Source organism: Virgibacillus halodenitrificans JCM 12304 (assembly GCF_001310895.1).
Lineage (GTDB): Bacteria > Bacillota > Bacilli > Bacillales > Amphibacillaceae > Virgibacillus_Q > Virgibacillus_Q halodenitrificans.
This window is the reverse complement of record NZ_BAZS01000006.1, coordinates 55,491-79,287: the sequence shown is the minus strand read 5'-3', so window position 1 is coordinate 79,287 and position 23,797 is coordinate 55,491. Positions and strand designations below refer to the sequence as shown.

Genomic DNA, 23,797 nt, shown 5'->3' with positions numbered 1-23,797 from the left:
CCTTTTTATAATGGTCCAGAAATACCTTGTCTACGTATTAATATAAAGTGCACTGCTAGTAGAGCAAATAAAGCACCCGGCAAGAAAAACACATGAATTGCGAAGAATCGAGTCAGCGTTTGAGCACCAACAATATTCGGGTCACCAGCTAGCAATGTTTTTAAATCACCGCCGATAAATGGAACTTGTTCGGCAATTTCAAGACCAACCTGAGTTGCAAAATAGGCTTTATTGTCCCATGGAAGTAAATAACCAGTAAATCCAAGGCCGAGCATAATAAAGAAGATCAGGACTCCAACCATCCAGTTAAGTTCCCGCGGTTTCTTATATGCCCCTTGGAAAAACACACGTAAAGTATGTAATAAAAGCATTACGATAACGACACTTGCACCCCAGTGATGCATACCACGAACAATTTGCCCATGAGCAACCTCTGTTTGAAGATAATAAACGGATTTCCAAGCATTTTCAATATCTGGTACATAGTACATTGTTAAAAACATTCCAGAAAGAATTTGAATAACGACAACAAAAAATGTTAATCCCCCAAAACAGTATACAAAAGCAGAGAAGTGATGGGCAGGGTTAACATGTTCCGGAACTTCGTGATCTGCAATATCGCGCCATATAGGCGTAATATCGATTCGATCATCAATCCAATCATACATTTTCTGCAGCATAATCGATTACGCCTCCTCTCTTAATTGTGGTTCTCCGAGGAATAACATTCCATCCTTGACTTCCTGCTCATAAACATCCAGTGGCGCTAATGGTGGTGTACCAGGTACGTTTGTCCCATCTTTATAATAGCGTCCATCATGACATGGGCAGTAGAATTGGTTTGGATATTGATCGCTTCCTTCCCATGATACTACACAACCTAAGTGCTTACATATTGGGGAAAAAGCTTGTATATCCCCATTGTCATCTTTAAATACCCAAGCAGATCTGCTGACTTGAGATTCATACCAGCCGTCTACCTGATCAATTTTCCAGTCAACACGCTGTGGTTCGTTTGTAATATCTTCCACTGCTAGTCCAACATTTATTAGACCGCCGTGTTTTTCTTCCTTTAATACTGGGTCAACAGCCATACGTAACATTGGAGCAAGCATACCCGCTGCCATAAAACCCCCGACACCTGTAAGCGTATAATTTAAAAATTGTCTACGGGATACTTGTTGCTTTTCTTCGCTCATGATTTTCCCCCCTCTTTTACGATAATCACGGACATTAAAATTAAAATCAGATTACTAGGACATTACCATAATAGCGCAAACTGGTAATTCGGTCAATGATTTATCAAATTTGTTCTTAAAAAGACATAGAATCAATTAATTACCTACCAATAAGACCTCATAAACTCTGTTAACTGCTCTACTTGATCTTTTATTACTCCGTGCATTTCTGCAGATTGCAAGTCCCCTGATTGGATGCCAGGAATCCAAAGCAAGGTACCGTTTAATTGACTCTCTACTTTTTTCCAAGAGGAATCAAATGATATAAAGAATATATGTGAAAACGGTTGAGCTTGAAGATTATTAACCCAGCCATTCACTCTTTGTACTTCCATCTCTTTTTCGGCAGTTTTCACGTAATTATATATAGGGGTTAATAACAATCTTCCAGTCAATTCTTTTTCAATTTCAGAGCATAGCAGTGTAAGGACTTCATGTTGAAATGACATTTTTTCTAAGTCAGTATCATTTGAAAACTGAAATGGTGCTAAAGGTAAAATTATTGTGTCGATATACTCCTTTGCCTGAACATACTGTTGCAAGTCAGCTTTTTTCCACTTCATACTTATCAACCCTTCTTAACTAGTATTTAACAAATTAAAAAAATTATTACATTACACATAAGTTTATCTTATGCGAACAAAAAAAATCAACCTATTGCCTTAGCAATTTAGGTTGATTGGATTCTTCCTTTAATTTAAGTAACTTATTAGTAAAAAGAGTAAACTTTTCTTGATTATTTTCATCTAATGCCCGATCAATTTCACCTAATATATGAGTCAATTTGTATTCATATAAGGACTTTTCCAATAATAGTTCAGCTTGTTGCTGGTCTTTCTCTGTTATAAAATATTCATCTGGAATATAAGGATTTTCTTCAAGCACAGAAACATAGAAAGCATTTTGATAGGATTTCTTAAAATTCAACTGTAAGTATAATGGATCTTCTTGGTTCAAACGAATATCATGAAAAGATTTCTCAGCATCTGTGGTAACCAGTTGATTCTTATAAAAACGAAAAGGTGTTTCCTCTGAACAATGGCTTGTCATAATGATACCACGTGGACAAAATTTCGCTTCTCTTACAAAATGAACATTTGCCAGAACATCTTTATGATTTACTAAGTAATTTAAAATCCAAACACTTTCCCGCTTTTTAAGTTGATAATGATTTAGAAACCACTGTATAAAACTCTTTTTGTCCTGGACAGAAACAGGAGTTTGCATTTTTTAATGGCCTCCTTTATATTCTATTATGTTTTATTTCAACAAACCAGATAGAATTCCCTTTATTTACTCTTCTTCAGCTTGTTCCAGTCTCTCAACAAATTCCTCAATCTCGTCATCCACTGGAGTTAACTGAAGATATGCTCTAAATACCTCTGTTGCTTCCTTGCTCCTCCCTTCTTCTAATAGAAAATAACCATATTCTTTCAAGAAGTCACTGTCTTGGTTTAAATTATTGTATGCTTCTTTATAGTGATTTAATGCATCTTTAAATTTTTCAATTTCATTATATGCTCGAGCAAGCTCCCATTCGTATAAAGGATCTGTTGCTCCAGTATTCTTTATTTCGCTAAGCAGATCAATAATCCCTGCAAAATCATCTCGTTTTTTTAATAATTCTATTAAAAATAATATTGCTTCCTTATAATCGGGGTCTAATGCAATTGCTTCTCTTACCCATTGCTCACTATCCTGGTTTTGATCCAACTTATGTGCCAAGTTACCAGCTACAAAATACAGCTCCTTATTAAATTCATCTATTTTAATTCCTTTTTTAGCTGTGTCATATGCTTCTTTCAACATTCCCTCTTCTTCATAAACCGTTGCAAGATGTACGTAAACGGTATGATAATAGATATCTATTTCAATAACATGTTCCCATGCCTTAATTGCAATATCCTTACGTCCTGCTTGGGATGCAGTAATTCCGTATTTAAACAATGTATCTGGATTTTCGCTCTCAATATCTTGGTAAAAAGTAAGTGCAAGTTCATATTCTCCTGCTGCTGCATACGATTCAGCTAACCGGTCATTAATGGAAACGTTAGCAATTTCCTTTTCTTTTGGAAGTACTTTTTCGTAGAAGGTTGCAGCCTTTCTATATTCACCGATAGAAAAAAACAGTTCCCCTAAAGCGAAATCGATAATGAGTTCATTAGGCTCGAATTGTTTTGCCTGCAATAGCTTCTGTTCAGCAACCTCAAACAGTCCTTGAGCTTGATATAAATCTGCTAACTGAATCAATGCCTGTACGTATGCTGGGTCATCCTCTTTTATATTGTTTAATAATCCCATTGCTGCCTCATCTTTATCCAATTCAATGTACACATCTGCCAAGGTTACTACCAATTCAGTTTCACCTGGATACTGTTGTACTAATTCTTCAAGTATCGTGCTTGCTTCCTCCAAATACCCCCACTGCATGTATAATTCCGCAATCGTATATTTCTCTTCCTCGTCAGCAAGAGGCAGGTAATCTTCCAGTACTTCAATAGCTTTTTCAGTCTGATTGCTCTCCATCAGGTTTACTGCTTCCTTAATTTTTTCCATTTTCTCCACACCCCTAGCGTTTAATTTCAATTAACATGATTTTAATCATAACTAAAATTAAATACATGTTCAAATAAGAAAGAATCTGTAACAAGTACAGATTCTTTCTTATATTATTTAATTTTTTTCAGATCTTCAAAAAAGGAAGGATAAGAGATAGATATTGAAGAGATATCATCAATAACGACCTCGTCTTCAGCAATCAAGGATGCAATTGCTGCCATCATAGCAATCCGATGATCATGATATGATGTAGCCTTGCCACCATGTAATTTTGCTTCTCCATGGATTTTCATCCCATCTTCAGTTGGCTCAATTGTTGCACCTAGGGTCGATAAGACGTCGTCGACTGCGGCAATTCTATCAGTCTCTTTAACACGTAACTCTTTTGCATCTTTAATAATGGTAGTTCCTTCGGCTTGAGTAGCAATTAATGCAAGAATAGGAATTTCATCAATAAGCCGAGGAATTATTTCCCCACCAATTGTCGTACCTGTTAATTTTGAATAACTAACAATAATATCCCCTAGTAACTCCCCACTAATTGTTTGCTTATTCCTAATTTGAATGTTTGCCCCCATAGAAATCAGCACATCAATAATACCTGTTCGTGTCTGATTTAACCCAACATTTTTTAATGTTAATTTACTTCCTGGTACGATTAGTGCTGCAGCTATAAAAAAAGCAGCTGAAGAAATATCTCCAGGTACGTGTACGTCAGTAGCTACTAACGTTTTTTCATTTGTTATAGTAACCTGCTTTCCTTCTGTTTTAATAGATGCTCCAAAAGCTTTCAGCATATTTTCTGTATGGTCACGGGTTTTTGTTCGTTCCGTAATTTTTGTTGCTCCTTCTGCATGTAGTCCTGCAAGTAAAACAGCTGATTTAACTTGGGCGCTTTTCAGTGGCATTACATAATCAATACCTTGCAATTTTGAACCTCTAAGTGATAAAGGTATATAGCTCCCTTTCTCTCTACCATCAATTACTGCGCCCATTTGTCGTAATGGTTTTATCACTCTATCCATCGGACGTTTGGAAAGCGAAGAGTCTCCGTATATGGTCGTAAATAGTGGTAATCCTGCCAGAAGTCCAATCATTAATCTTGCTGTTGTTCCGGAATTACCGAAATACAACGGATTTTCCGGTTCTTTAAGGCCAGCTATCCCATTTCCTTGAATGGTAAGTGTTGTATTTTGCTTTTTTATTTCGACACCCATTTCTTGAAAAGCTTGGACAGTGCGCATGCAATCCTCTCCATCAAGAAAGTTGGTCACTGTTGTCTCCCCTTCTGCTAACGATGCCAGCATAACGGATCTATGTGATATAGATTTGTCACCGGGGACATGAATTTCTCCTGAAACAGGTGTTTTAACAGGCTTTAGTATAACCTCACTCATTTCTTTCACATCCTAAGTTATTAATTATGTTTTTCAATATAAACTGTCCTTCAATCATTATAAAACATAACAGGATCTCTAATTATTTCTCTATCATGGTTTCATAGCCATTAGCTTGTAATACCTGATCGCTCTTTTTCTGTGCTTCCTCACTTGAAAAACTTAAACGTAATGCACCATTTATACCTTCCCTTATCTCAAGTATCTGTATATTATTTATGCTAATTCTGTAACTGGCAAGCAATTGGGTAACAGTCGCAAGAGCTCCAGCCTGGTCTCGAATATCGACGTAAATATCATAAAAGGAAGGAATAGCTCCTTTGTCTGAGACACCCAATCCGTCTCGAAATTGCTTTGCCTCGTTTAGATATGTAATCATCTCATCTTTATTATTATCATCAAGTAAATTTTTTAAATAATGCATTTCCTTAATCCATTCTTCAAGCAAATGTGACATTTTATAGCGATTATGATAAAAAATATCCTGCCACATTGTAGGGTTACTTGAAGCAATTCTTGTGATATCACGGAACCCTCCTGCTGCCAGATTAGGTAAAAATGAATGCATGTCGTTCCATTTTCTTGCTTGATGAACAAGAGAAGATGCTATTAAATGTGGAAAATGAGAAACTACCCCAGTCATTTCATCATGCTCTGTCTGATTTAATATGACAAACTTACTTTTCGTATTTACTAATAGAGTTTGAAGTAAATACGTATCTTCACTATTTGCGTAAATGGAAGGAGTCAATACATAAATGGCGTTTTCAAACAAATGTCCTCTTGCTGCCTGAATACCTTTTTTATGAGAGCCAGCCATAGGGTGTCCACCAATAAACGTAATGTGTTTGTTTGTTAACGTATCAGCTATACGCATGATATTACTCTTTACAGAGGAAACATCTGATACAATTACTTTTTTATTAAATGTAAGAGCATTTAACTCTTTTAATAGATAGATGGTTTGAGTAATAGGCGCAGCTAGTATAATAAAATCAGCTCTAACGGCATCCTTTTGGAACTCTGTTGCTGCTTCGTTAATTATTCCATTTTCTAAAGCATAGTTCATTACTTCTTCACTTACATCATAACCAATTACATGATTATCAGCTGATAAGACAATAGATTTAGCTATTGAACCACCAATTAATCCTAATCCTGCAATAACAATTGTCTTTTTCAAAATTTAACGCTCCTTGCTCACTTGCTGTTCCAACTCATAAAGAATCCTTTGCAGTTCCTTCATGTCATCTTTTTGTCCAAGTGTTATTCTAACAGTCTGTGGGCAGCCCAACAATTCACCAGGTCGAACTATAAACCCTCTTTTTAACAAGAAGTCAAAGACTTCCATACCACTTATAGGAGTCTTAACTAAGATAAAATTTGTTTCTGTAGGGTAATAACCCCATTTTATTTGGTCTAAGAATTTTTCAAAGTCATGCTTGACCTCCACATTATATCCCAATGTTTCATCTAGAAAAGACTCATCTTGAATAGCAATAACTGCTGCCTTTTGAGCAATGGATGATGTATTAAAAGGCCCTCTTACAACATTCAACTTCGAAATAACCGATTCATCTGCTATACCATAACCAACTCGTAAACCAGCTAGTCCATATGCTTTTGAAAACGTCCGGAGAATAATTAGATTTTTATGTTGAGATAGTAATGTGATCGCAGAAGGATCAAACTCTTTAGACAAATATTCATAGTATGCTTCATCTAATACGATAAGTACGTGTTTTGGGCATTTTAGCATAAACTCGTGAAGTTGGTTCTTTGATATAATGCCACCAGTTGGGTTATTAGGTGAGCAAAGCCACATAATCTTTGTATTTTCGTTTACCATCTGAAGCATCTGCTCTAGATTGTGCTTACCTTCAATCGTAGGGACTTCCTTTACCTCTGCCCCCTCAATAAGAGCATGATGTCTGTATTGAGGAAAAGTCGGTGTGGCCATAACAGTGTTCAATCCAGGTGCCAAAAAGGCACGGCACAGCATTTGAACAATTTCATCAGATCCGCTACCAAATACTAACTGACTCTCTGTCACCTGCCATTTATCAGCAACTGTTTTTCGCAATTCTCCGGCATTTCCATCCGGATAGATATTTAATTCCTTTATATTGTCTGTTAAAAATGTTTCTACCTTTTTAGAACATCCATATGGATTTTCATTGGATGCTAATTTTACAATTCGAGACAGTCCGTATTCATTCTGAATATCCTTTACTTGTTTCCCAGGCTTGTATGCGGAAAGCTGCTCTAAAACCGGTTTCCCCTCCATTGACTCTTCACCTCTTGTTCTTCACTAAATCTGGACGTAGCTTTACTGCCTCATTATGAAAGATGTGTTTTATATTTTGTTGGTCTTTTTCCGTATTGATTACCATCATAATGCGTATACAGTTTGGCAAGCTGCCAGGCACATCTATTTCAGTCATACACATTACTGGAACAAAAGTGTAACCAGGTAATTCACGAAGTGCTTTGGCAGGAAAAGCTGCATTTAAATCTTTGGTAACAGAGATAAATACATGTGAAACATCATTTGCTTCAATGTCATTTGCATTAACCATTTCTTCGAACAATGCTTTTGTGTTAGCAATTATTTGTCCTTCTTCATTACTTAAAACAGATGTTGCTCCTCGCAAACCCCTCGTCATGCTACCACCAGCTTTCTTAAAAATTGTTTTAGATAGCTACTCATATCCTCATCACTTATTTCTTTTATAACTGGTTCACCTACACTTTTAAGCAGCACCATTTGAATGCGGTGATTCAATGTTTTTTTGTCTGTTTTCATTAATGTAATTAAATCATTAACATGGAGTTGCTCTAAGAACAAAGGATAGTTATTGTTTAATAACCATCTATATAAAGGCTCATAAGGTAATTTTATCGTATAAACAGCTTCACTTACGTACATAGAGAATAATAAGCCAATGCCAATAGCTTCCCCATGTGTTAATACCCCGTACCCCAACGTAGTTTCCAAAGCATGACCTAGCGTATGTCCAAGATTCAAATACTTTCTCATACCTTTTTCTTTCTCATCTGCCTCTACAATGGCAGCTTTTATTTTTATACCAGACCGTATATGATTATGTAGCTGATCTTGAGAAAGACTCATTAAATCTGAGCTTAGGATAGACTGGAACAGTTCTTCATCCGCTATAAGACCTTCTTTTATAAGTTCAGCATACCCGGAACGAACTTGTGACCTTGGCAGAGTTGATAATGTATCAATATCATACAATACAGCTTTTGGTGGATAAAAACTGCCAATCAAGTTTTTTCCAAGCTGATGGTTAATAGCGACTTTCCCTCCGACACTGCTGTCATGTGCAAGAATAGTAGTAGGCATTTGAATATAATCAATACCACGCATATAAGTTGCTGCCACAAAACCTGCTAAATCACCAACGACGCCTCCGCCCAGTGCTATAATCAGTGACTCTCTGTCCAGCCCATATGTAAGAGCTTCTGTATGCAGTTTTTCAAATAAAGCAAAACTTTTTGATTGTTCACCAGCTGGGATAATGCTTGTGAATATGTTCTCAGCCTGCAGGTTACTCATAACTTCATTTAGATATTTTTCTGCGACTTTATCGTCTGTAATAACTAGAATGGTAGAGTACGGTTTTGGCAATAATGCATTAATATCGTAACGAATTCTGTTTCCAATTATTATCTTATATTGATGTATTTCCGAGTTAATTATTAACTCATCCATTTAAAAACACCTGATTTCTTCACGATAATCGTCAATTGCTTTCTTTAAAGTAGGAAATTGATCACTTGGAAATTGTTCAGTTATAGCTTTAGCTAGTTCAAACGCTACGACATGCTCCATGACTACAGCAGCTGCAGGGACAGCACATGCATCTGATCTCTCCACTGTAGCTTTGAATGGCTCTTTAGTTTCGATATCGACACTTTGCAACGGTCTCTTCATTAACGTAGGAATAGGTTTCATTACTCCCTTTACAACGATTGGCATCCCAGTTGTCATACCACCTTCGAAACCCCCGAGGCGATTTGTTTTACGATAGTAGCCTATCTCCTCATCCCAAGCAATTTCATCATGTACCTTGCTTCCATTTCTTTTGGCAGCTTCAAATCCAAGACCGAATTCTACACCTTTAAAGGCGTTTATACTCACGACACTGCCAGCAATGCGACTATCTAATTTTCGATCGAAATGGACATATGATCCCACACCCGCAGGCATGCCTTCTACATAAACCTCAACAACTCCACCAATTGAGTCGCCTTCTTGCTTTGCCTGGTCTATCGCGTCCATCATTTCCTGTTCTACATCTTTATCCAAAACTCTCACTGGCGAATCTTCAGAAATTGTCTGCCTATCTTTAATGCTAAGCTCTTCTACTTCCTTTGCTTCAATTCCGGCAATTTCTTTTACATAGCCAGAAATTTCGATACCTAATTGCTTTAATAATGTTTTTGCAACAGCACCTGCTGCAACTCGTGCTGCTGTTTCTCTGGCAGACGATCGTTCTAACACATTACGAATATCTCGGTGTCCATATTTCATAGCACCATTTAGATCAGCATGGCCTGGTCTGGGTCTGGTTATAACACGTCTGATTTTTGCATCAGCTTCGATAGGATCTTCTCCCATAATATCCACCCAATGCTTAAAATCATCATTGTTTATTACTAAAGTAATTGGCGAGCTAATGTGTATCCATGTCTAATACCACTGGTTATCTCCACAAGATCTTTTTCGATCTGCATTCGTTTTCCGCGTCCGTGACCTTTTTGGCGGCGCAATAATGATTCATTGATGTTTTCTTTAACTAGAGGCATGCGAGCTGGTACACCTTCAATTATTGTAGTTAGTTTTTTTCCATGGGATTCCCCTGCTGTTAAATAACGCAATGAACATTCTCCTTTTGAATTTTTTCTAATAACTATATCATAAGTTCATTTCATTTTGGGATAAAATTTAGAAAAAAGCAACTTATTTATCATGTTTTTTTATTCCTTGTCAAATGTAAGCGTATACAGTATTTCAGTATTTTTATTTGTACACATGCTAACGTAAAATAGGCATTTAAGCTAAACATGGATGTTCGTACATAGAAGATGATGTTAGTTAGTATATTTTTACATAAAAAAACCGAACTAATTCGAAATATAGTACCTCGAATAAAGTTCGGTCTCTTAAAGATTTTTCCATCTGTTTATACTTGAATTACATTTCCTTCTTTCTTGTAAAAGAAAGTATCCAGTAATTGCAGTTTATAATCTTTTGGGCTGAAAATTTGTTCTGTGCTTCCGACAAATAATATCCCATTGGAATTTAACGATCTGCCAAAATTCATATAGATCTCTTCCTTCGCTTGGTCAGTAAAATAAATAAGAACGTTGCGGCATATAAGCAAATCGACATCTTTTGGGTAACTGTCTGCCAATAAGTTGTGTTTTTTGAAAGAAATATTTCTTTTTATCGTAGGTGAAACAGAATAGAGGCCTTCCCTCTCAATAAAATATTTTTTAAGGATTTCGGCAGGCAACTCTTTTAATGCATTTTTGCCATAAATTCCTTCCTTTGCCTTAAGCAATACGTTTTCATCAATGTCTGTTGCTATAATTTCAGCTTTTGCTTCCGGAAAATGCTCCTTAAGCATAATAGAGACTGAATAAGGTTCTTCACCAGTGGAACAAGCAGCACTCCAAACCTTTATACTATTCTTTTGTTGAAGTAACCCTGGTATAATATTATCTTTTAGCACTTGCCATCTTTTCGGGTTCCGGTAAAACTCGGAAACGTTAATTGTTAAGCGGTCGACAAATTCATTCATTAATTCTTTCTGATTAATCAATTCTTCATAGTAAGTATGAAAGTTTGCGAAGCCTCGTTTATTTCTCAATGAAATAATACGCCTTTTCATTTGGGCTTCTTTATATAAACTCAAATCTATACCGATTCTTTTTTTTATTTCAGCAATAAAATCATCATAATCACTTATCATTTCATCATGCCTCTCCGCTATAATAAGGCCAATATTTAGGTTCTAATATATATGTGTTAGTGTTATTCACTGATTCGCAAAAAAGATATACTGCGACGTAACTAAGAATATAGAGGCTGCGTAAATCCACCGCTACGGGGAAATATTCCGCTTTCCGCGGGCGGCTGATGAGCCTCCTCACGCTACGCGTTCCGGGGTCACATCTAGGCCTCTCCTCCCGCAGGACAAGGAAAGCTTCGTCAGCAAGGCATCGCACGAAGAAAATGTGTATTTTCATTTTCGAGGAGTCTCCATATTCCCCCTTCGCTACTATTTCCTATTATATCTACGAAGGATATGCTGTGTACGAATTGATTGGAGTGGAGGGCGGCAAAGAAGACACTGCGAGATAACGAGCAGATGTCGCACTTGTACCCGGAGGTGTGAAAGCGTCCGCCTGAAACGCAAATCAATGGGGCACTTCTCCTCAAATATTTCACTGAGCTTTTCATTAATAAAGTTACATCGCAGTTTACTCCTACTATGAATGTACTAGTTAGAAATTGTTCCCTAACATTTGCAATCAAACCACAATTTATTTCTTAATAAAAGCCTCCGCTTAAAACGGAGGCTTGCAATGATATATAGCATTCCTTGCTATGAAAATTAATAAATCCAAGAGCTGTCTTGTTTTTCATAAGAAACTAACTCATTGTTATCAAAGAACAAATTAATTTCTCTTTCAGCGCTTTCAGGTGAATCTGATCCGTGGATTACATTTTTCCCTACTGTCATGCCAAAGTCTCCACGAATAGTACCAGCAGCAGCTTCCAATGGATTTGTCTTACCCATCATATCGCGAGCTGTAGTGATAACTTTTTCACCTTCCCAAACCATAGCAAATACAGGGCCGGATGTAATAAAGTCGACCAACTCACCAAAGAATGGTCTTTCTTTATGTTCTCCATAATGTTCTTTAGCTAAATCATCAGAAATAACCATAAGTTTAGCGCCAGCTAATTTAAATCCTTTTGATTCAAAACGTTTAACTATTTCTCCTACCAAATTGCGTTGTACTCCATCTGGTTTTACCATTAAGAATGTTTTTTCCATAATCTACACCTCTTCTATGTAATATAAGCTAAAAATGAGCGATAGCCAGTACCAACGTTTAATCGACTTAGGCTAGTTTCACTTCTTTTACTCGATAAAATTCTACCAAAACTTCCGTAAAATAACAAATAAATTATGACCGTCTATTACCAATATACTTAGCAATATCTTTTAATGTACTCTTTGCTTTCTTTTCAGGAGTTTTATCCAACATGTGAAGTGCCTTTTCTAAATACAGATTGCTCATCTCATAAGATCTTTCAATTGCATTTGTAGAGTGCAGATGAGACAGAATTGGTTGTATATCTGTTTCAGTTATCTCTTCCTTCTGGCTAAACAAATTCTTTACCTTCGAATTAAAAGATTCATCTTCCATTGCAAATAGCACAGGTAATGTTATGTTCCCTTGCAATAAATCATTTCCAACAGGTTTACCAAGTTCTTTTGGCGAAGAAGTAAAATCTAAAATGTCATCAATAATTTGATAAGACATGCCTATATAATACCCGTATTGATAAAGTCGGTTCGCATCTTTCCTGGATACCCCTGCTGCTAAAGCACCCAATTGACAACTGGTAGCAATTAATAAAGCTGTTTTCCTTTTAATTCTTCGTAAGTAATCCCTTAATCCCTGATTATAATTATATTTATCTTTAATTTGCTCAATCTCGCCCACACATACTTCCACGATTGTTTTTGAAAGAATGCGGTGAATGGCAATATCATTTAATGTAGTAATCTCCTCTAGGGCTCTCGCTAGTATATAATCTCCAGTATACATAGCTATCCGATTTCCATACAACCTTCTTATTGTAGGCTGACTTCTTCGTATGTCTGCATCATCAATTACATCATCATGTACTAATGTAGCCATATGGATCAATTCAAGGGTCACTGCAACTGTTTTCAGCCGTTCTATGTCACATTCCCCAAAACGACCGGATAGCAACACAAAGATAGGACGGATTCTTTTCCCGCCCGCTTTCAATAATTCTATAGAAGCCTCACGCAATACAGAATGGTCGGCCTGTATTACTTTATTAATTGATTGCTCAATTAAATCTAAGTCCTTTTTTAAGTATCCATATGTTTTAGCTAATTTCATGTGGGTCACCTTTTATTTCATAGAAAATGTCTGTTCTGAATAACTTTTTCTGCATTTAGTCATTCTTTAAAGCCCATATGCATGGCAGCTACTCCACCTGTATAGCTTTTTATATCCACCTTTGAAAATCCTGCTTCCAAAAACATCTTTTTAAGCTCTTTTTTATCAGGAAAATTCTTTGCGGACTCATGTAACCATGCATACTCTTTATAGCTTTTGGCAAATAACCGGCCAAAGGCAGGCATTATAAAACGGAAATAAAAATAATACAATTGTCTAAAACCAATCAATTCCGGTTGGGAGGTTTCTAAGCAAACAACCTTGCCACCGGGCTTAACTACCCGATACATTTCTTGTAAAACTGTCAGGTAATCAGGAACATTCCTTAAGCCAAATCCGATCGTAACGTAATCAAACGTATTATCTTTAAAAGGCAGTTCCATTGCATTACCATGAATGAACTGAAGTTGCTTGATATTGTGTTCCTCTTTCTTCTGTTTAGCTACAGATAGCATATTTTCACTAAAATCAAGTCCTATTATTTCTCCAGAGGTACCAATTTCTTCAGCAAGTGAAATAGCCCAGTCTCCGGTTCCGCAACAAACATCCAGTGCCATAGCACCTTCTTCAACTTGCATTCGTTTCATTACATCCTTTCGCCAAGCTTTATGGCGCTGAAAAGAAATAATGGAATTCATGGCATCATATTTATTGTAGATCTTTTCAAAGACATGATGTACACGTTCTTCTTTTGATTGTTGTTGAGACATAAATTATCCACCCTCTGCAAACATTGACTTACCATGCCATACTTTCTTCAATAAACCCTCTACTTGGATGCCGTGAAGTGAATGACAATCCGGTAATGTGCGTAAATAACCATTAATTTTTTGCGATTTATGTTTAATAATTTCATCTATCTTCTCTACGATTGATGAATAAGTCCATTCTGGATAATAGGCCTGCCAATGATTGATAATAGAATTTTCTTTTGTTTTTATAAAAATTAATTTATTTACATACATCCAGTCTTCGATCAAAGGCATAATGGTTACATTTCCCACATAGCGTGCTAACGATAGTGCTACTAGTGATTCTGTTTTCATAACGAAATCCAAATGCTCTATAAAAGTATTTGCTTCGTGGTAATATACTTTCATTTTATATTCATTAATCTCTTTAATGGCTGTTGCGAGTTTATGTATAAGATCAATTTCCTCAAGCTCTGAAAGCAACATATAGTATAGTCCACTATAATAATCTCCTGCCAGTACTCTCAGCTGTTTTTCTAGTTTTTCTGTTTTACTTTCCAGGCCATTTATTTCAGCTGGAACGTGATCATGTGTATCCAAGGCTATTTGCACAAGCATTGCTGTAATTATAATTTGCTCTTTTTTGTTTTTCGAAAAATCAGTACCTTCCATAATGCCAGACAAAATAAGCAGTTTTCCTTCATCAACAAAGGGCTGTTTTATATATTTATTAAGAAATGAATGCTTCATTCTATCTTCCAGTAAAGTTTTGATAGTTGTTGAGGTATTCAAAAAATCACCCTAGCCCTTCTAACCGTCAGTAATCGCATTTGCTATTATAGCATAATTTTAGTAAAAACGTTAATCAATATTCATGGGAAAACTATTTATACATTAATTATTATCTATTTCTCCATGACTTGTTTGAATAATTGCTTTACCACGAACTTTTACGGCCGAAGTATGTTCTGTAAATTGAGCAATCATAACTTCATTTTTATCCAGTTTTTCGGAATGGTGAAAACGGGTATCAGTACCTCTCGTTAAACCAATTACGTTAACTCCGTCTTCCAATGCTCTAATAACAAAAAAATCACTTTTACTGTCCATAATAACCTCCTGTTTGCTTATTCCCTCGTACAAAACCTATTATCTAAATATTTATACTAATGCTTGAGTTAATATCTTATTACTAAAAAAAAGATACGCCGAAGCGTATCTTTTTTGCCCTATGTAAAATTTATTATTTTACAATGTCTTTAAGGGCTTTACCTGGTTTAAAAGCAGGTACTTTGCTTGCTGGGATTTCAATTTCTTCCCCAGTTTGCGGGTTACGGCCTTTACGGGCTGAACGCTCGCGTACTTCAAAGTTACCAAACCCGATTAATTGTACTTTGTCACCATTTTTAAGTGAATCCATGACAGATTCAAAAACTGCATCTACTGCTTTAGTTGCATCTTTCTTAGAAAGATCGCTTTTCTCAGCTACAGCATTCACTAGGTCTGTTTTGTTCATGACATTCACCTCCTCCCAAAATCTTTCAATCGACATAGGAACAAAAGAAGTTATTCTCATTTGTTCACCAATTTGCCTACTTTTATACATAAAAGTCATCTTTTTCATTGATGACAAGGCTTATAATAACCGAGTTCGCGATAAAATTCAACAATAAGTAACTAATTTTTACCGATTTATTTAGAAAAAACCTGTTTTCAAGGAAAAAAGCACAATATTAGCCAAAATATGGGATGAATTTAATGATTGCGAACAGGTTGCTAAGCCTATTATACATATACGACAGAGAAATCAATTTTCCTGCCGTTGTTAAAAAAGAATAAAAAATAGCAGCTGGGTTACAGCTGCTATAAAATAATTGCTATCAATCCACCTGAGCCTTCATTGATGATTCGCTCCAAGGTGTCTTTTAATTTATATCTTGCATTTTCAGGCATGAGAGCAATCTTAGCTTGAATACCTTCTCGAACAATAGAACTTAATGAACGACCAAAGATATCTGATTCCCATATAGATAGTGGATCTTCTTCAAAATCCTGCATTAAATATCGTACTAATTCTTCACTTTGCTTCTCTGTACCAATTATAGGGGCAAATTCCGATTCAACTTCTACTTTAATCATGTGAATGGACGGTGCCACGGCCTTCAACCGAACACCAAATCTTGATCCTTGTCTGATAATTTCAGGTTCATCTAATAACATATCTTCCAATGAAGGAGCAGCGATACCATATCCTGTCTGCTTAACCATTTGTAATGCTCCTGAGACTTGATCATACTCTCTTTTTGCATGAGCAAAATCTTGCATTAGCTGAAGAAGGTGGTCTTTTCCTCTAATTTCCTCTCCAACAATTTCTTTTAATACTTGATCATATAAATACTCTGGTGCATGCAAATCAATTTCCGCAACTCCTTCTCCCATTTCCATTCCTGCTATATTCGCTTTATCAATATAATCAAATTCGGAAAATTCCCCTACTATCTCGTCAACATCCCGTAATCGCTTAATATTCTTTACTGTTTCTTGAATGGTGTCCTGATAGTTCTTTCTCAACCAGTGATTTTCCTTTAACACCATCACCCAACTTGGTAAGTTTACATTTACCTCTAAAACTGGAAATTCGTAGAGCGCTTCTCGCAAAACATTATGGACATCATGTTCAGTCATTGATTCTATACTCATAGAAAGTACAGGTATGTCATGTGTTTCGCTCAATTCCTGCCGTAACAGTTCTGTTTCCTGACTAGTTGGTCTTGTAGAATTGATGACCATTATAAATGGCTTACCCACTTCCTTTAATTCCTCAACAACTCTAGCCTCTGCATCTAAGTAATCATTTCTTGGGATCTCCCCTATGGTCCCATCAGTTGTAACGATTACTCCGATAGTTGAATGTTCCTGAATTACTTTTCTCGTACCAATCTCTGCAGCGTCGTGAAAAGGTATGGGATCTTCATACCAAGGTGTATGAATCATTCTGGGGCCATTCTCATCCTCAAAGCCTTTTGCCCCTTCTACTGCATATCCAACACAATCAACAAGTCTTACATTTACATCTAATCCTTCATCTACATTAACTGATACTGCTTGGTTAGGAATGAACTTTGGTTCTGTAGTCATTATTGTCCTGCCAGCAGCACTTTGCGGTAATTCATCGTGTGCTCTTGCTCTTTCGCTTTCCTCTTCAATATTAGGGAGCACAACCAACTCCATAAACTTTTTAATAAACGTTGATTTTCCTGTACGGACTGCTCCCACTATTCCTAGATAAATATCTCCATTTGTCCGTTTTGAAATATCTTTAAAAATATCAACTCTTTCCAAAAGATCCCCTCCCGATCTCCGTACTTTTATTAACGTACAATCTACGAACTATTGACATTACAAGTCTATGATGTTGTCCTATCAAATTATGACTAAAAATATGTGTAAATAAATATATTTCGTAAGTAAAAATGGATAACAAAAAAAACCCTTGCAACAATATATGTTACAAGGGAGTTAATATGTTATATTATTTATTTTTCATAAATACAGGTTCACCATTTTTTATTGTGTAAGGTAAAGAGTAGACAGGTAAAAACGGAGTATTTTCAGCTAGAATATAACGTATATCATCGCCTTCTTTATAGGAATGATCATATTCTTTTAAGGCATTATTTAAATCTATCCGATAATCAACAAATAAATCTCCATTTACATCCATTACTAATTGGAGATTTTCCTGTGAGTATGGACTAACTATTTTTGGTGCAGCATCAAAGCCAAGCTTTTTGTAATCAATAGTAAAAATACCATCAGAAATTTCCTTTTTATACGGTGGATATATATGTTTATCTCTATAAATATCCAGCTTAACATTTATCTTTCGAATAGCTTCAGTAATTCGAAGGTCGATTAATTTGACTTGCGGATTATCCTCTGGATAGATTAACGAGTATTGATATACTCCGCCGTTTTCATATGCATTCCCTGGTATATCAGTTAGTAAATTGCTTTCTTTTAGAGCTGAAAAATCTATTAAATATTTTTGAAAGATGGGTGTGTCGCTTGGTTTTGTTTTAATAGGTACCAAGCCATTCGTTCCTTCCTTGTACTTCTCAACAGCCTGTTGTACTGTATCCAGTTGTAGTTCATTAGGTGATTGGTTTTTTGAAAGTTCACTCTCAGGATACATACACCCAGTAAGCAATCCTATAATAACCAGTAAATAAGTTAATTTATATGTAAATTTCATTTTTGCAACCTCCCTGGTTAACTTAGCCACCTGTTGGACCACTAAAGACAATATATAATATAATTATACTCCCTAAAAGAAGAGATATATAAGCAAGAATTGAAATGATGCCAGACAGCCATCCATTTAGCTTATTTCTGCTTAGCCAGATTAACCCTATAGCCAAAAATAATAATAGCATTCCGGCAAAAGAGATATACATGTTCAGCATTGATTGTGACATTTTATTTCTCACTCCTATTAATGACTTTTTAACTGCAAACTGTATTATACCATAAGCTACTTGGATGCATAATAAAAAAATCAAGGTTTAAACACATAAAATATAAATAAAAGTTTACCTTATTAATTGGATTTTACAGCATTTGATATAAAGTTAATTTTTTTTTACTACAACATAAAAAAGCACAGTCCTAGTAGTAATGAAAACAGACTGAATTTATCTCATGAAACATTGATTTCAATTATTCACCTTCTCAAAAGCCAATTTAATTATGGAAAATCTCAACTAACTTAATGCTTAATGCGTTATAAGTTTATTTCAGCACATATACATTGACTTAAGACCTTGAGTGGGTAAATGCCCTTTCGATTTAGTTTGTTAGCTTATCAACTATTGAAATGATATACAGATATTAGATATTGCGATTTTCTAAGCAATAAAAAATCCGAGATAAAGGGGGCTATCTTTATCTCGGGTTGACTAAATAACATCCACAGCAACTCTATTCTTGAATGCTTGTGCGATTTATTTTATGCAAGTATACCTGTTAATGTATCCTCACTTGCCCAAGGACAATTACTTTTTAAATAATTCATTTAACGATTGCATATCTGCAGGCATTTTATTTTTTACAATAGATTCAACTATTTTATTCTCTTTCTCTTTTGAAACCGGCTTATTGGCTATTTTAGATAATTGACGAACCAACCGCCGGACTGTTTTTTCATCAGTAAAATCAGCATTCTTCACCGAATCTGCTACTTTAAAAACATCTTCGGGTTTAATATTTGCATTCTTTTGGATCTTGTCAAAAAGTCCCTTCTGAAAGTTATTCACATACTCTCCTCCTTGCTGATATCCTCAACATATTGTATGCAAGAGAGTATTGACGTGTTATTGCGAATATCTTTCCATAAGTAATTTAGCAAGATCATCCATTTCTTCCCGTTTTGTTCGGTTCATTAATTGATCAACAACATCACGAGGATCTTTATCTTCAAATATTACTTGGTAAATGCCTGTAGTAATAGGCATTTCAACCTTTTGTTCATTTGCAAATTGATGAGCTGCCTTTACGGTTCTAACTCCCTCAACGACCATCCCCATTTGTTCCAAAACATCATCCAAATTATTACCTTTACCGAGCAAATTTCCTGCACGCCAGTTTCGGCTATGGACACTCGTACAGGTCACAATAAGATCGCCAACTCCTGGAAGTCCTAAGAAACTTAAAGGGTTTGCCCCTAAAGTGGTCCCTAGTCTGGCAATTTCCGCCAAGCCTCTTGTAATTAATGCAGCCTTTGCATTATCCCCATAACCTAGACCATCAGAGATGCCTGCACCAAGAGCAATAATGTTCTTTAGTGCTCCACCAAGTTCAATCCCAATAATATCAGGGCTTGTGTAAACACGAAAGACTTCATTTATAAATAAATCTTGCGCGTGTTTAGCCAACTCAATATTCAATGCGGATACAGTAACAGTAGTCGGTTGTCTTAAGGCCACTTCCTCTGCATGGCTTGGGCCCGATAATACAACAATATCTTCATTGTCATATTGACTCAACTCATCGCTAATCATCTCGGACACACGTTTTAATGAAACAGGTTCAATACCCTTAGAAGCATGAATAATATTCACTTTCTGCTCAAGAACCTCGTTAAGCTGTTTGCATACTTCCCTAATTGCCTTTGTTGGAACTACGATTACAATTGCTGTTACATCTTTTACAGCACTCTTTAAATCATGATAAGCATTAATTTCTTTAGGTATTATAACATCTAAGTATTTCTCGTTTTTATGAGTTGTATTAATTAATTCCGCCTGTTCTTGGCGATGTGTCCACAATCGTACATCATGTCCATTATCTGCCAAGACAATGCTCAGCGCAGTTCCCCAGCTCCTGCCCCTAATACAGCGACTTTTTGCATCAAGATCTCCTCCTTTATTGCCTTCTTCTTGGGAATAATTTTATGGGTGTCCCCACAAAGCCAAAAGCGTCCCTTATTTTATTTTCTAAAAATCGTTGATAAGAAAAGTGCATAAGCTCCGGATCATTGACAAATACAACAAATCCCGGTGGCTTCACTGCAACTTGGGTAGTATATAATACTTTTAATCTTTGACCCTTCATAGTAGGAGTTGGGTTCATAGCTAATGCATCCATAATAACATCATTTAAAACATTTGTCGGAACACGTTTTGCGTGATTTTCGCTAGCCAGCTTTATCGCAGGCAGCAATGTGTGTAATCTTTTTTTCGTTTTCGCGGATAAAAATACGATTGGAGCATAATCAAGATATTGAAAATGGGCTCTAACATTCGCTTCAAACTCTTTCATTGTTTTATCATCCGTCTCTATCGTATCCCACTTATTTATAACTATAACAATTGCTCGTCCAGCATCATGGGCATAACCGGCAATTTTTTTATCCTGCTCTCTAATACCCGTCTCTGCATCCAATAATACAAGAACTACATCTGATCGTTCTATCGCCTTTAGGGCCCGAAGTACGCTATATTTCTCTGTTGTCTCGTAGACCTTCCCGCGTTTACGCATACCAGCTGTATCAATTATAACAAAATCCTGATCATCCTATGTAAGTGGGTGTCAATAGCATCTCTTGTAGTTCCTTCAATCTCACTAACAATCACACGCTCTTCATTTAACATGGCATTGACCAATGAAGATTTTCCAACATTAGGTCTGCCAATTAAACTGAAATAAATCGTTTCCTCATCCTTCGTCTCTTCCTCTTTCTCTGGAAAATGACCTACTACTTCATCAAGCAAATCCCCTAATCCTAAACCGTGTGAACCTGAAATAGGAAATGGTTCCCCAAAGCCAAGGGAATAATATTCATAAATATTTTCCCGCATCTCCGGGTTGTCAATCTTGTTCACCCCGAGCACAATTGGCTTATTTGACTTATAAAGCAGTTTAGCAACTTCTTCATCGGCTGCAGTAATACCTTCTCTTCCATTTACCAAGAAAATGATTACATCTGCTTCATCAATAGCTATTTCTGCTTGGTGACGCATTTGGACAAGAAGCGGTTCATCACCTATTTCAATACCACCTGTATCAATCAGACTAAAGGTAGTTGTCAGCCACTCAGCTTGGGCATATATACGATCTCTAGTCACTCCAGGTATATCTTCTACAATAGAAATTCTTTCACCAACTAATCTATTAAAAATGGTTGATTTACCTACATTCGGTCTACCTACAATTGCTACTACAGATTTCCTCATGAAAAGGAACATCCTTTCTCTATACGTTCTATTTGCCTAACTTTATACATTTTAGCAAATGTAGCACGTATTAACAATTCTTTTTAATGCTTAACAATAATAAATAAGTCATCACTAAGAGAATGTGCAATACCATCAGTTATTGCTTCAAGATTTGCAGCAAGAGCTTCCGATTCATTTCTATTATCACAAATAAAGATGGGGGCGCCTCCAGATATTCTTGTTTTATCCGTTGTAACCACCGCTAAGATTGCTTTTTCAAGCTTCATTCAAATTCCTCCTTAGCAATCGGTTTTGATTCAGAAGGCATTCGTATGGCACTTTCAAGCACAGGTACAGAACCGATCACTTTTATTGCTTTTTCAACATCTCTTAATTGAGGAAGAATAAACACACCGATTCTTCCGTCATCCAAATCTCTTTTTATTAAAGGAGTTAATGCAGGGGTTCCAGAATCTCTAAATACTCCGAGGGATACTGCTGTATCATGCAAGATAGCTTGGCGTTGTCCTAAATTACCGATTGTTGTAATCACATTCATATTTTTTGGTGTTAGAATAAAGCCCATACCATATTTTAATATCTCTTCTTGTCTTTCTTTTAAACCGATATTCATGATGTAGATAGTATCTACATAAAGACCAGCACCATCGAAATGAAGGTCATGCTGCTTGATGTCGACAATATCCTTAATTATAGAGCCACTCATCAAACCTTTCCCTAAAACTAGCGCAACAACTCCGCCCAAAATTGCCAAATACGGATTAAAAACTATATATAACAAGGTACCTATTAAGGCGGTAAAAATAACAAGATAATTTCTACCTTCAAAAGATATAGCGATTCCTTCAATATAAGTTTTTCCACGGGGTACCAATTCTAACTGATCTAATTCATTTAATGTATTTCTTTCCATGTTTCTTACTTCTCTGAATTGAGTAGCTGCAAGAGTCAAAAAAGTAACGGCAGTAAACTCAAGTTCCATAATTGCTGGGACAGCGACTGCACCAAGTGATGCTGCAATAAAACCTAACGAAATATGTATAATTTTCCCATGCAAATAAGTGGGATATTGGCGATAATCCGTTCGTAACATAATCATTCTTGCTATTACCCCAAGCATAATCCCAAAAACAATTGGATAGGTATATTCATTCATTTTGCCACCTCGTTAAATGATGATTAAATATTATTGAAACTATCTTATTTCTAATCCTTACTAGTATGTGTAATAAAGATATTAATACTATAGTTAAAAGCAATTCGTCCAAAAACTCCATTCCACCAATATCAACAGACAAGCCATACCCATATAAAATATATTGAAAAAGAATATCCCCGAACGTCATACCGATAATACCTATTATTAGTTGACCTTGTATCTGTTTAGTTAGAAAAAAAATTATTATCACTAGAACAAATGGTGTAATTTTAAATATTGGATTTATATATAGAATCGGTAAATTTGCTTCCCATAGTTGCGCAGATGCAAAAGCAATCATTACAACGAAAGAATACAAAGAATGAGCAAAGGTTCTTTTTAATTTTACCATCCAAATGCCTCCACCCATCAATAAAACAAATACAACCACTGTTAACGTTATACCTGAAAAGCTAAAGTATAAGTTGGAAGTTATAATTATTAGCAAAAGCCAGCAAGAGAGTTCCGTTCGATATTCATTCTTTGGCATAATGAACGTTAAAATCACCCAAGCCATCCAACTAAACCAAAAAAATAATAGTCCACTCATCACGACCTCCTCCCAGTAGCAGTATAACTATTCTTATTTCTTAATATACCTCTAGGTGTTCAGATCTCACTACTTCTAAAAGTTGCTCTTTTGCTTCCATAACAACCTATAGAATGAATTACAAAATAAAAAGACCGTCGAGAATATCGACAGTCTTTTGACCACACA

Annotated in this window: 24 protein-coding genes and 3 pseudogenes; all 27 read right to left on the bottom strand. The window is 35.9% G+C overall.

Features of this window, described 5'->3' with window-relative positions; genetic code table 11:
- Positions 1-5: 5 nt before the first annotated feature.
- A complete protein-coding gene (qcrB, locus tag JCM12304_RS05370; protein WP_019378386.1) occupies positions 6-680 on the bottom strand; it encodes a menaquinol-cytochrome c reductase cytochrome b subunit in 675 nt (224 codons plus the stop codon).
- Between the two features lie 6 nt (positions 681-686).
- Complete coding sequence (locus JCM12304_RS05365) at positions 687-1,199, bottom strand: QcrA and Rieske domain-containing protein (protein ID WP_019378385.1); 513 nt, start codon at positions 1,197-1,199, stop codon at positions 687-689.
- Positions 1,200-1,342: 143 nt separating this feature from the next.
- Complete coding sequence (locus JCM12304_RS05360; protein WP_019378384.1) at positions 1,343-1,801, bottom strand: DUF2487 family protein; 459 nt, start codon at positions 1,799-1,801, stop codon at positions 1,343-1,345.
- A gap of 91 nt (positions 1,802-1,892) precedes the next feature.
- A complete protein-coding gene (locus JCM12304_RS05355; protein ID WP_019378383.1) occupies positions 1,893-2,465 on the bottom strand; it encodes a ReoY family proteolytic degradation factor in 573 nt (190 codons plus the stop codon).
- Positions 2,466-2,531: 66 nt separating this feature from the next.
- Positions 2,532-3,794, bottom strand: a complete 1,263-nt coding sequence (locus JCM12304_RS05350) for a tetratricopeptide repeat protein (RefSeq protein WP_060678894.1) — start codon at positions 3,792-3,794, stop codon at positions 2,532-2,534.
- A gap of 113 nt (positions 3,795-3,907) precedes the next feature.
- Complete coding sequence (aroA, locus tag JCM12304_RS05345) at positions 3,908-5,194, bottom strand: 3-phosphoshikimate 1-carboxyvinyltransferase (RefSeq protein ID WP_060678892.1); 1,287 nt, start codon at positions 5,192-5,194, stop codon at positions 3,908-3,910.
- 82 nt (positions 5,195-5,276) lie between these two features.
- Complete coding sequence (locus JCM12304_RS05340) at positions 5,277-6,377, bottom strand: prephenate dehydrogenase (protein ID WP_172675256.1); 1,101 nt, start codon at positions 6,375-6,377, stop codon at positions 5,277-5,279.
- 3 nt (positions 6,378-6,380) lie between these two features.
- Positions 6,381-7,481 (bottom strand): histidinol-phosphate transaminase, encoded by a 1,101-nt coding sequence (gene hisC, locus JCM12304_RS05335; RefSeq protein ID WP_019378379.1) that lies wholly within the window; start codon positions 7,479-7,481, stop codon positions 6,381-6,383.
- Between the two features lie 7 nt (positions 7,482-7,488).
- Positions 7,489-7,860 carry a chorismate mutase gene (aroH, locus tag JCM12304_RS05330; protein ID WP_019378378.1) on the bottom strand — a complete coding sequence of 124 codons (372 nt, stop codon included), beginning with the start codon at positions 7,858-7,860 and terminating at the stop codon, positions 7,489-7,491.
- Positions 7,857-8,930 (bottom strand): 3-dehydroquinate synthase, encoded by a 1,074-nt coding sequence (gene aroB / locus JCM12304_RS05325; protein ID WP_060678889.1) that lies wholly within the window; start codon positions 8,928-8,930, stop codon positions 7,857-7,859. Before aroB ends, aroH begins: the two co-directional genes overlap by 4 nt.
- Positions 8,931-10,099, bottom strand: a pseudogene (aroC, locus tag JCM12304_RS05320) (chorismate synthase). It lies immediately after the preceding gene.
- Positions 10,100-10,404: 305 nt separating this feature from the next.
- Complete coding sequence (locus tag JCM12304_RS05315; RefSeq protein ID WP_157360433.1) at positions 10,405-11,196, bottom strand: CheR family methyltransferase; 792 nt, start codon at positions 11,194-11,196, stop codon at positions 10,405-10,407.
- 645 nt (positions 11,197-11,841) lie between these two features.
- Positions 11,842-12,288 (bottom strand): nucleoside-diphosphate kinase, encoded by a 447-nt coding sequence (ndk, locus tag JCM12304_RS05310; protein WP_060678887.1) that lies wholly within the window; start codon positions 12,286-12,288, stop codon positions 11,842-11,844.
- 133 nt (positions 12,289-12,421) lie between these two features.
- Entirely contained in the window at positions 12,422-13,393 is a 972-nt protein-coding gene (gene hepT, locus JCM12304_RS05305) for a heptaprenyl diphosphate synthase component II (RefSeq protein ID WP_060678884.1), read from the bottom strand.
- Between the two features lie 59 nt (positions 13,394-13,452).
- Positions 13,453-14,163, bottom strand: a complete 711-nt coding sequence (gene menG, locus JCM12304_RS05300; RefSeq protein ID WP_019378372.1) for a demethylmenaquinone methyltransferase — start codon at positions 14,161-14,163, stop codon at positions 13,453-13,455.
- A gap of 3 nt (positions 14,164-14,166) precedes the next feature.
- A complete protein-coding gene (locus tag JCM12304_RS05295; protein ID WP_019378371.1) occupies positions 14,167-14,895 on the bottom strand; it encodes a heptaprenyl diphosphate synthase component 1 in 729 nt (242 codons plus the stop codon).
- 144 nt (positions 14,896-15,039) lie between these two features.
- On the bottom strand, positions 15,040-15,255 hold the full coding sequence (gene mtrB, locus JCM12304_RS05290; RefSeq protein WP_060678882.1) for a trp RNA-binding attenuation protein MtrB: 216 nt from the start codon (positions 15,253-15,255) through the stop codon (positions 15,040-15,042).
- A 133-nt stretch (positions 15,256-15,388) separates the two neighbouring features.
- Positions 15,389-15,661: a non-specific DNA-binding protein Hbs gene (hbs, locus tag JCM12304_RS05285; RefSeq protein ID WP_033354088.1), complete on the bottom strand. Its 273-nt coding sequence runs from the start codon at positions 15,659-15,661 to the stop codon at positions 15,389-15,391.
- Positions 15,662-16,008: 347 nt separating this feature from the next.
- Positions 16,009-17,487, bottom strand: coding sequence for a stage IV sporulation protein A (gene spoIVA, locus JCM12304_RS05280; protein WP_019378368.1), 1,479 nt, complete (start codon positions 17,485-17,487; stop codon positions 16,009-16,011).
- Between the two features lie 190 nt (positions 17,488-17,677).
- Positions 17,678-18,400, bottom strand: a complete 723-nt coding sequence (locus JCM12304_RS05275; protein WP_060678880.1) for a YphF family lipoprotein — start codon at positions 18,398-18,400, stop codon at positions 17,678-17,680.
- 22 nt (positions 18,401-18,422) lie between these two features.
- Positions 18,423-18,623 (bottom strand): DUF2768 domain-containing protein, encoded by a 201-nt coding sequence (locus JCM12304_RS05270; protein WP_019378366.1) that lies wholly within the window; start codon positions 18,621-18,623, stop codon positions 18,423-18,425.
- 576 nt (positions 18,624-19,199) lie between these two features.
- On the bottom strand, positions 19,200-19,460 hold the full coding sequence (locus JCM12304_RS05265) for a stage VI sporulation protein F (protein WP_019378365.1): 261 nt from the start codon (positions 19,458-19,460) through the stop codon (positions 19,200-19,202).
- Between the two features lie 57 nt (positions 19,461-19,517).
- Positions 19,518-20,554 (bottom strand): annotated as a pseudogene (locus JCM12304_RS05260) (NAD(P)H-dependent glycerol-3-phosphate dehydrogenase).
- 14 nt (positions 20,555-20,568) lie between these two features.
- Positions 20,569-21,878, bottom strand: a pseudogene (gene der / locus JCM12304_RS05255) (ribosome biogenesis GTPase Der).
- A gap of 83 nt (positions 21,879-21,961) precedes the next feature.
- Entirely contained in the window at positions 21,962-22,147 is a 186-nt protein-coding gene (locus JCM12304_RS05250; RefSeq protein ID WP_019378362.1) for a capping complex subunit for YIEGIA, read from the bottom strand.
- Positions 22,144-23,037: a YIEGIA family protein gene (locus JCM12304_RS05245; RefSeq protein WP_019378361.1), complete on the bottom strand. Its 894-nt coding sequence runs from the start codon at positions 23,035-23,037 to the stop codon at positions 22,144-22,146. The genes JCM12304_RS05250 and JCM12304_RS05245 overlap by 4 nt, the downstream gene beginning before the upstream one ends.
- Positions 23,030-23,629 carry a YphA family membrane protein gene (locus tag JCM12304_RS05240; protein WP_060678878.1) on the bottom strand — a complete coding sequence of 200 codons (600 nt, stop codon included), beginning with the start codon at positions 23,627-23,629 and terminating at the stop codon, positions 23,030-23,032. Before JCM12304_RS05240 ends, JCM12304_RS05245 begins: the two co-directional genes overlap by 8 nt.
- Positions 23,630-23,797 lie beyond the last annotated feature (168 nt).

Coding starts and splice junctions, on each gene's coding strand:
- qcrB (WP_019378386.1), bottom strand. CDS start 680: ATGCTGCAGAAAATGTATGATTGGATTGATGATCGAATCGATATTACG.
- aroB (WP_060678889.1), bottom strand. CDS start 8,930: ATGGATGAGTTAATAATTAACTCGGAAATACATCAATATAAGATAATA.
- hisC (WP_019378379.1), bottom strand. CDS start 7,481: ATGGAGGGGAAACCGGTTTTAGAGCAGCTTTCCGCATACAAGCCTGGG.
- JCM12304_RS05295 (WP_019378371.1), bottom strand. CDS start 14,895: ATGAAGCATTCATTTCTTAATAAATATATAAAACAGCCCTTTGTTGAT.
- menG (WP_019378372.1), bottom strand. CDS start 14,163: ATGTCTCAACAACAATCAAAAGAAGAACGTGTACATCATGTCTTTGAA.
- aroH (WP_019378378.1), bottom strand. CDS start 7,860: ATGACGAGGGGTTTGCGAGGAGCAACATCTGTTTTAAGTAATGAAGAA.
- JCM12304_RS05365 (WP_019378385.1), bottom strand. CDS start 1,199: ATGAGCGAAGAAAAGCAACAAGTATCCCGTAGACAATTTTTAAATTAT.
- JCM12304_RS05245 (WP_019378361.1), bottom strand. CDS start 23,037: ATGAATGAATATACCTATCCAATTGTTTTTGGGATTATGCTTGGGGTA.
- JCM12304_RS05250 (WP_019378362.1), bottom strand. CDS start 22,147: ATGAAGCTTGAAAAAGCAATCTTAGCGGTGGTTACAACGGATAAAACA.
- JCM12304_RS05355 (WP_019378383.1), bottom strand. CDS start 2,465: ATGCAAACTCCTGTTTCTGTCCAGGACAAAAAGAGTTTTATACAGTGG.
- JCM12304_RS05350 (WP_060678894.1), bottom strand. CDS start 3,794: ATGGAAAAAATTAAGGAAGCAGTAAACCTGATGGAGAGCAATCAGACT.
- JCM12304_RS05240 (WP_060678878.1), bottom strand. CDS start 23,629: ATGAGTGGACTATTATTTTTTTGGTTTAGTTGGATGGCTTGGGTGATT.
- JCM12304_RS05360 (WP_019378384.1), bottom strand. CDS start 1,801: ATGAAGTGGAAAAAAGCTGACTTGCAACAGTATGTTCAGGCAAAGGAG.
- hbs (WP_033354088.1), bottom strand. CDS start 15,661: ATGAACAAAACAGACCTAGTGAATGCTGTAGCTGAGAAAAGCGATCTT.
- mtrB (WP_060678882.1), bottom strand. CDS start 15,255: ATGGACAGTAAAAGTGATTTTTTTGTTATTAGAGCATTGGAAGACGGA.
- hepT (WP_060678884.1), bottom strand. CDS start 13,393: ATGAAATTAGCTAAAACATATGGATACTTAAAAAAGGACTTAGATTTA.
- ndk (WP_060678887.1), bottom strand. CDS start 12,288: ATGGAAAAAACATTCTTAATGGTAAAACCAGATGGAGTACAACGCAAT.
- JCM12304_RS05275 (WP_060678880.1), bottom strand. CDS start 18,400: ATGAAATTTACATATAAATTAACTTATTTACTGGTTATTATAGGATTG.
- aroA (WP_060678892.1), bottom strand. CDS start 5,194: ATGAGTGAGGTTATACTAAAGCCTGTTAAAACACCTGTTTCAGGAGAA.
- JCM12304_RS05315 (WP_157360433.1), bottom strand. CDS start 11,196: ATGATAAGTGATTATGATGATTTTATTGCTGAAATAAAAAAAAGAATC.
- JCM12304_RS05270 (WP_019378366.1), bottom strand. CDS start 18,623: ATGTCACAATCAATGCTGAACATGTATATCTCTTTTGCCGGAATGCTA.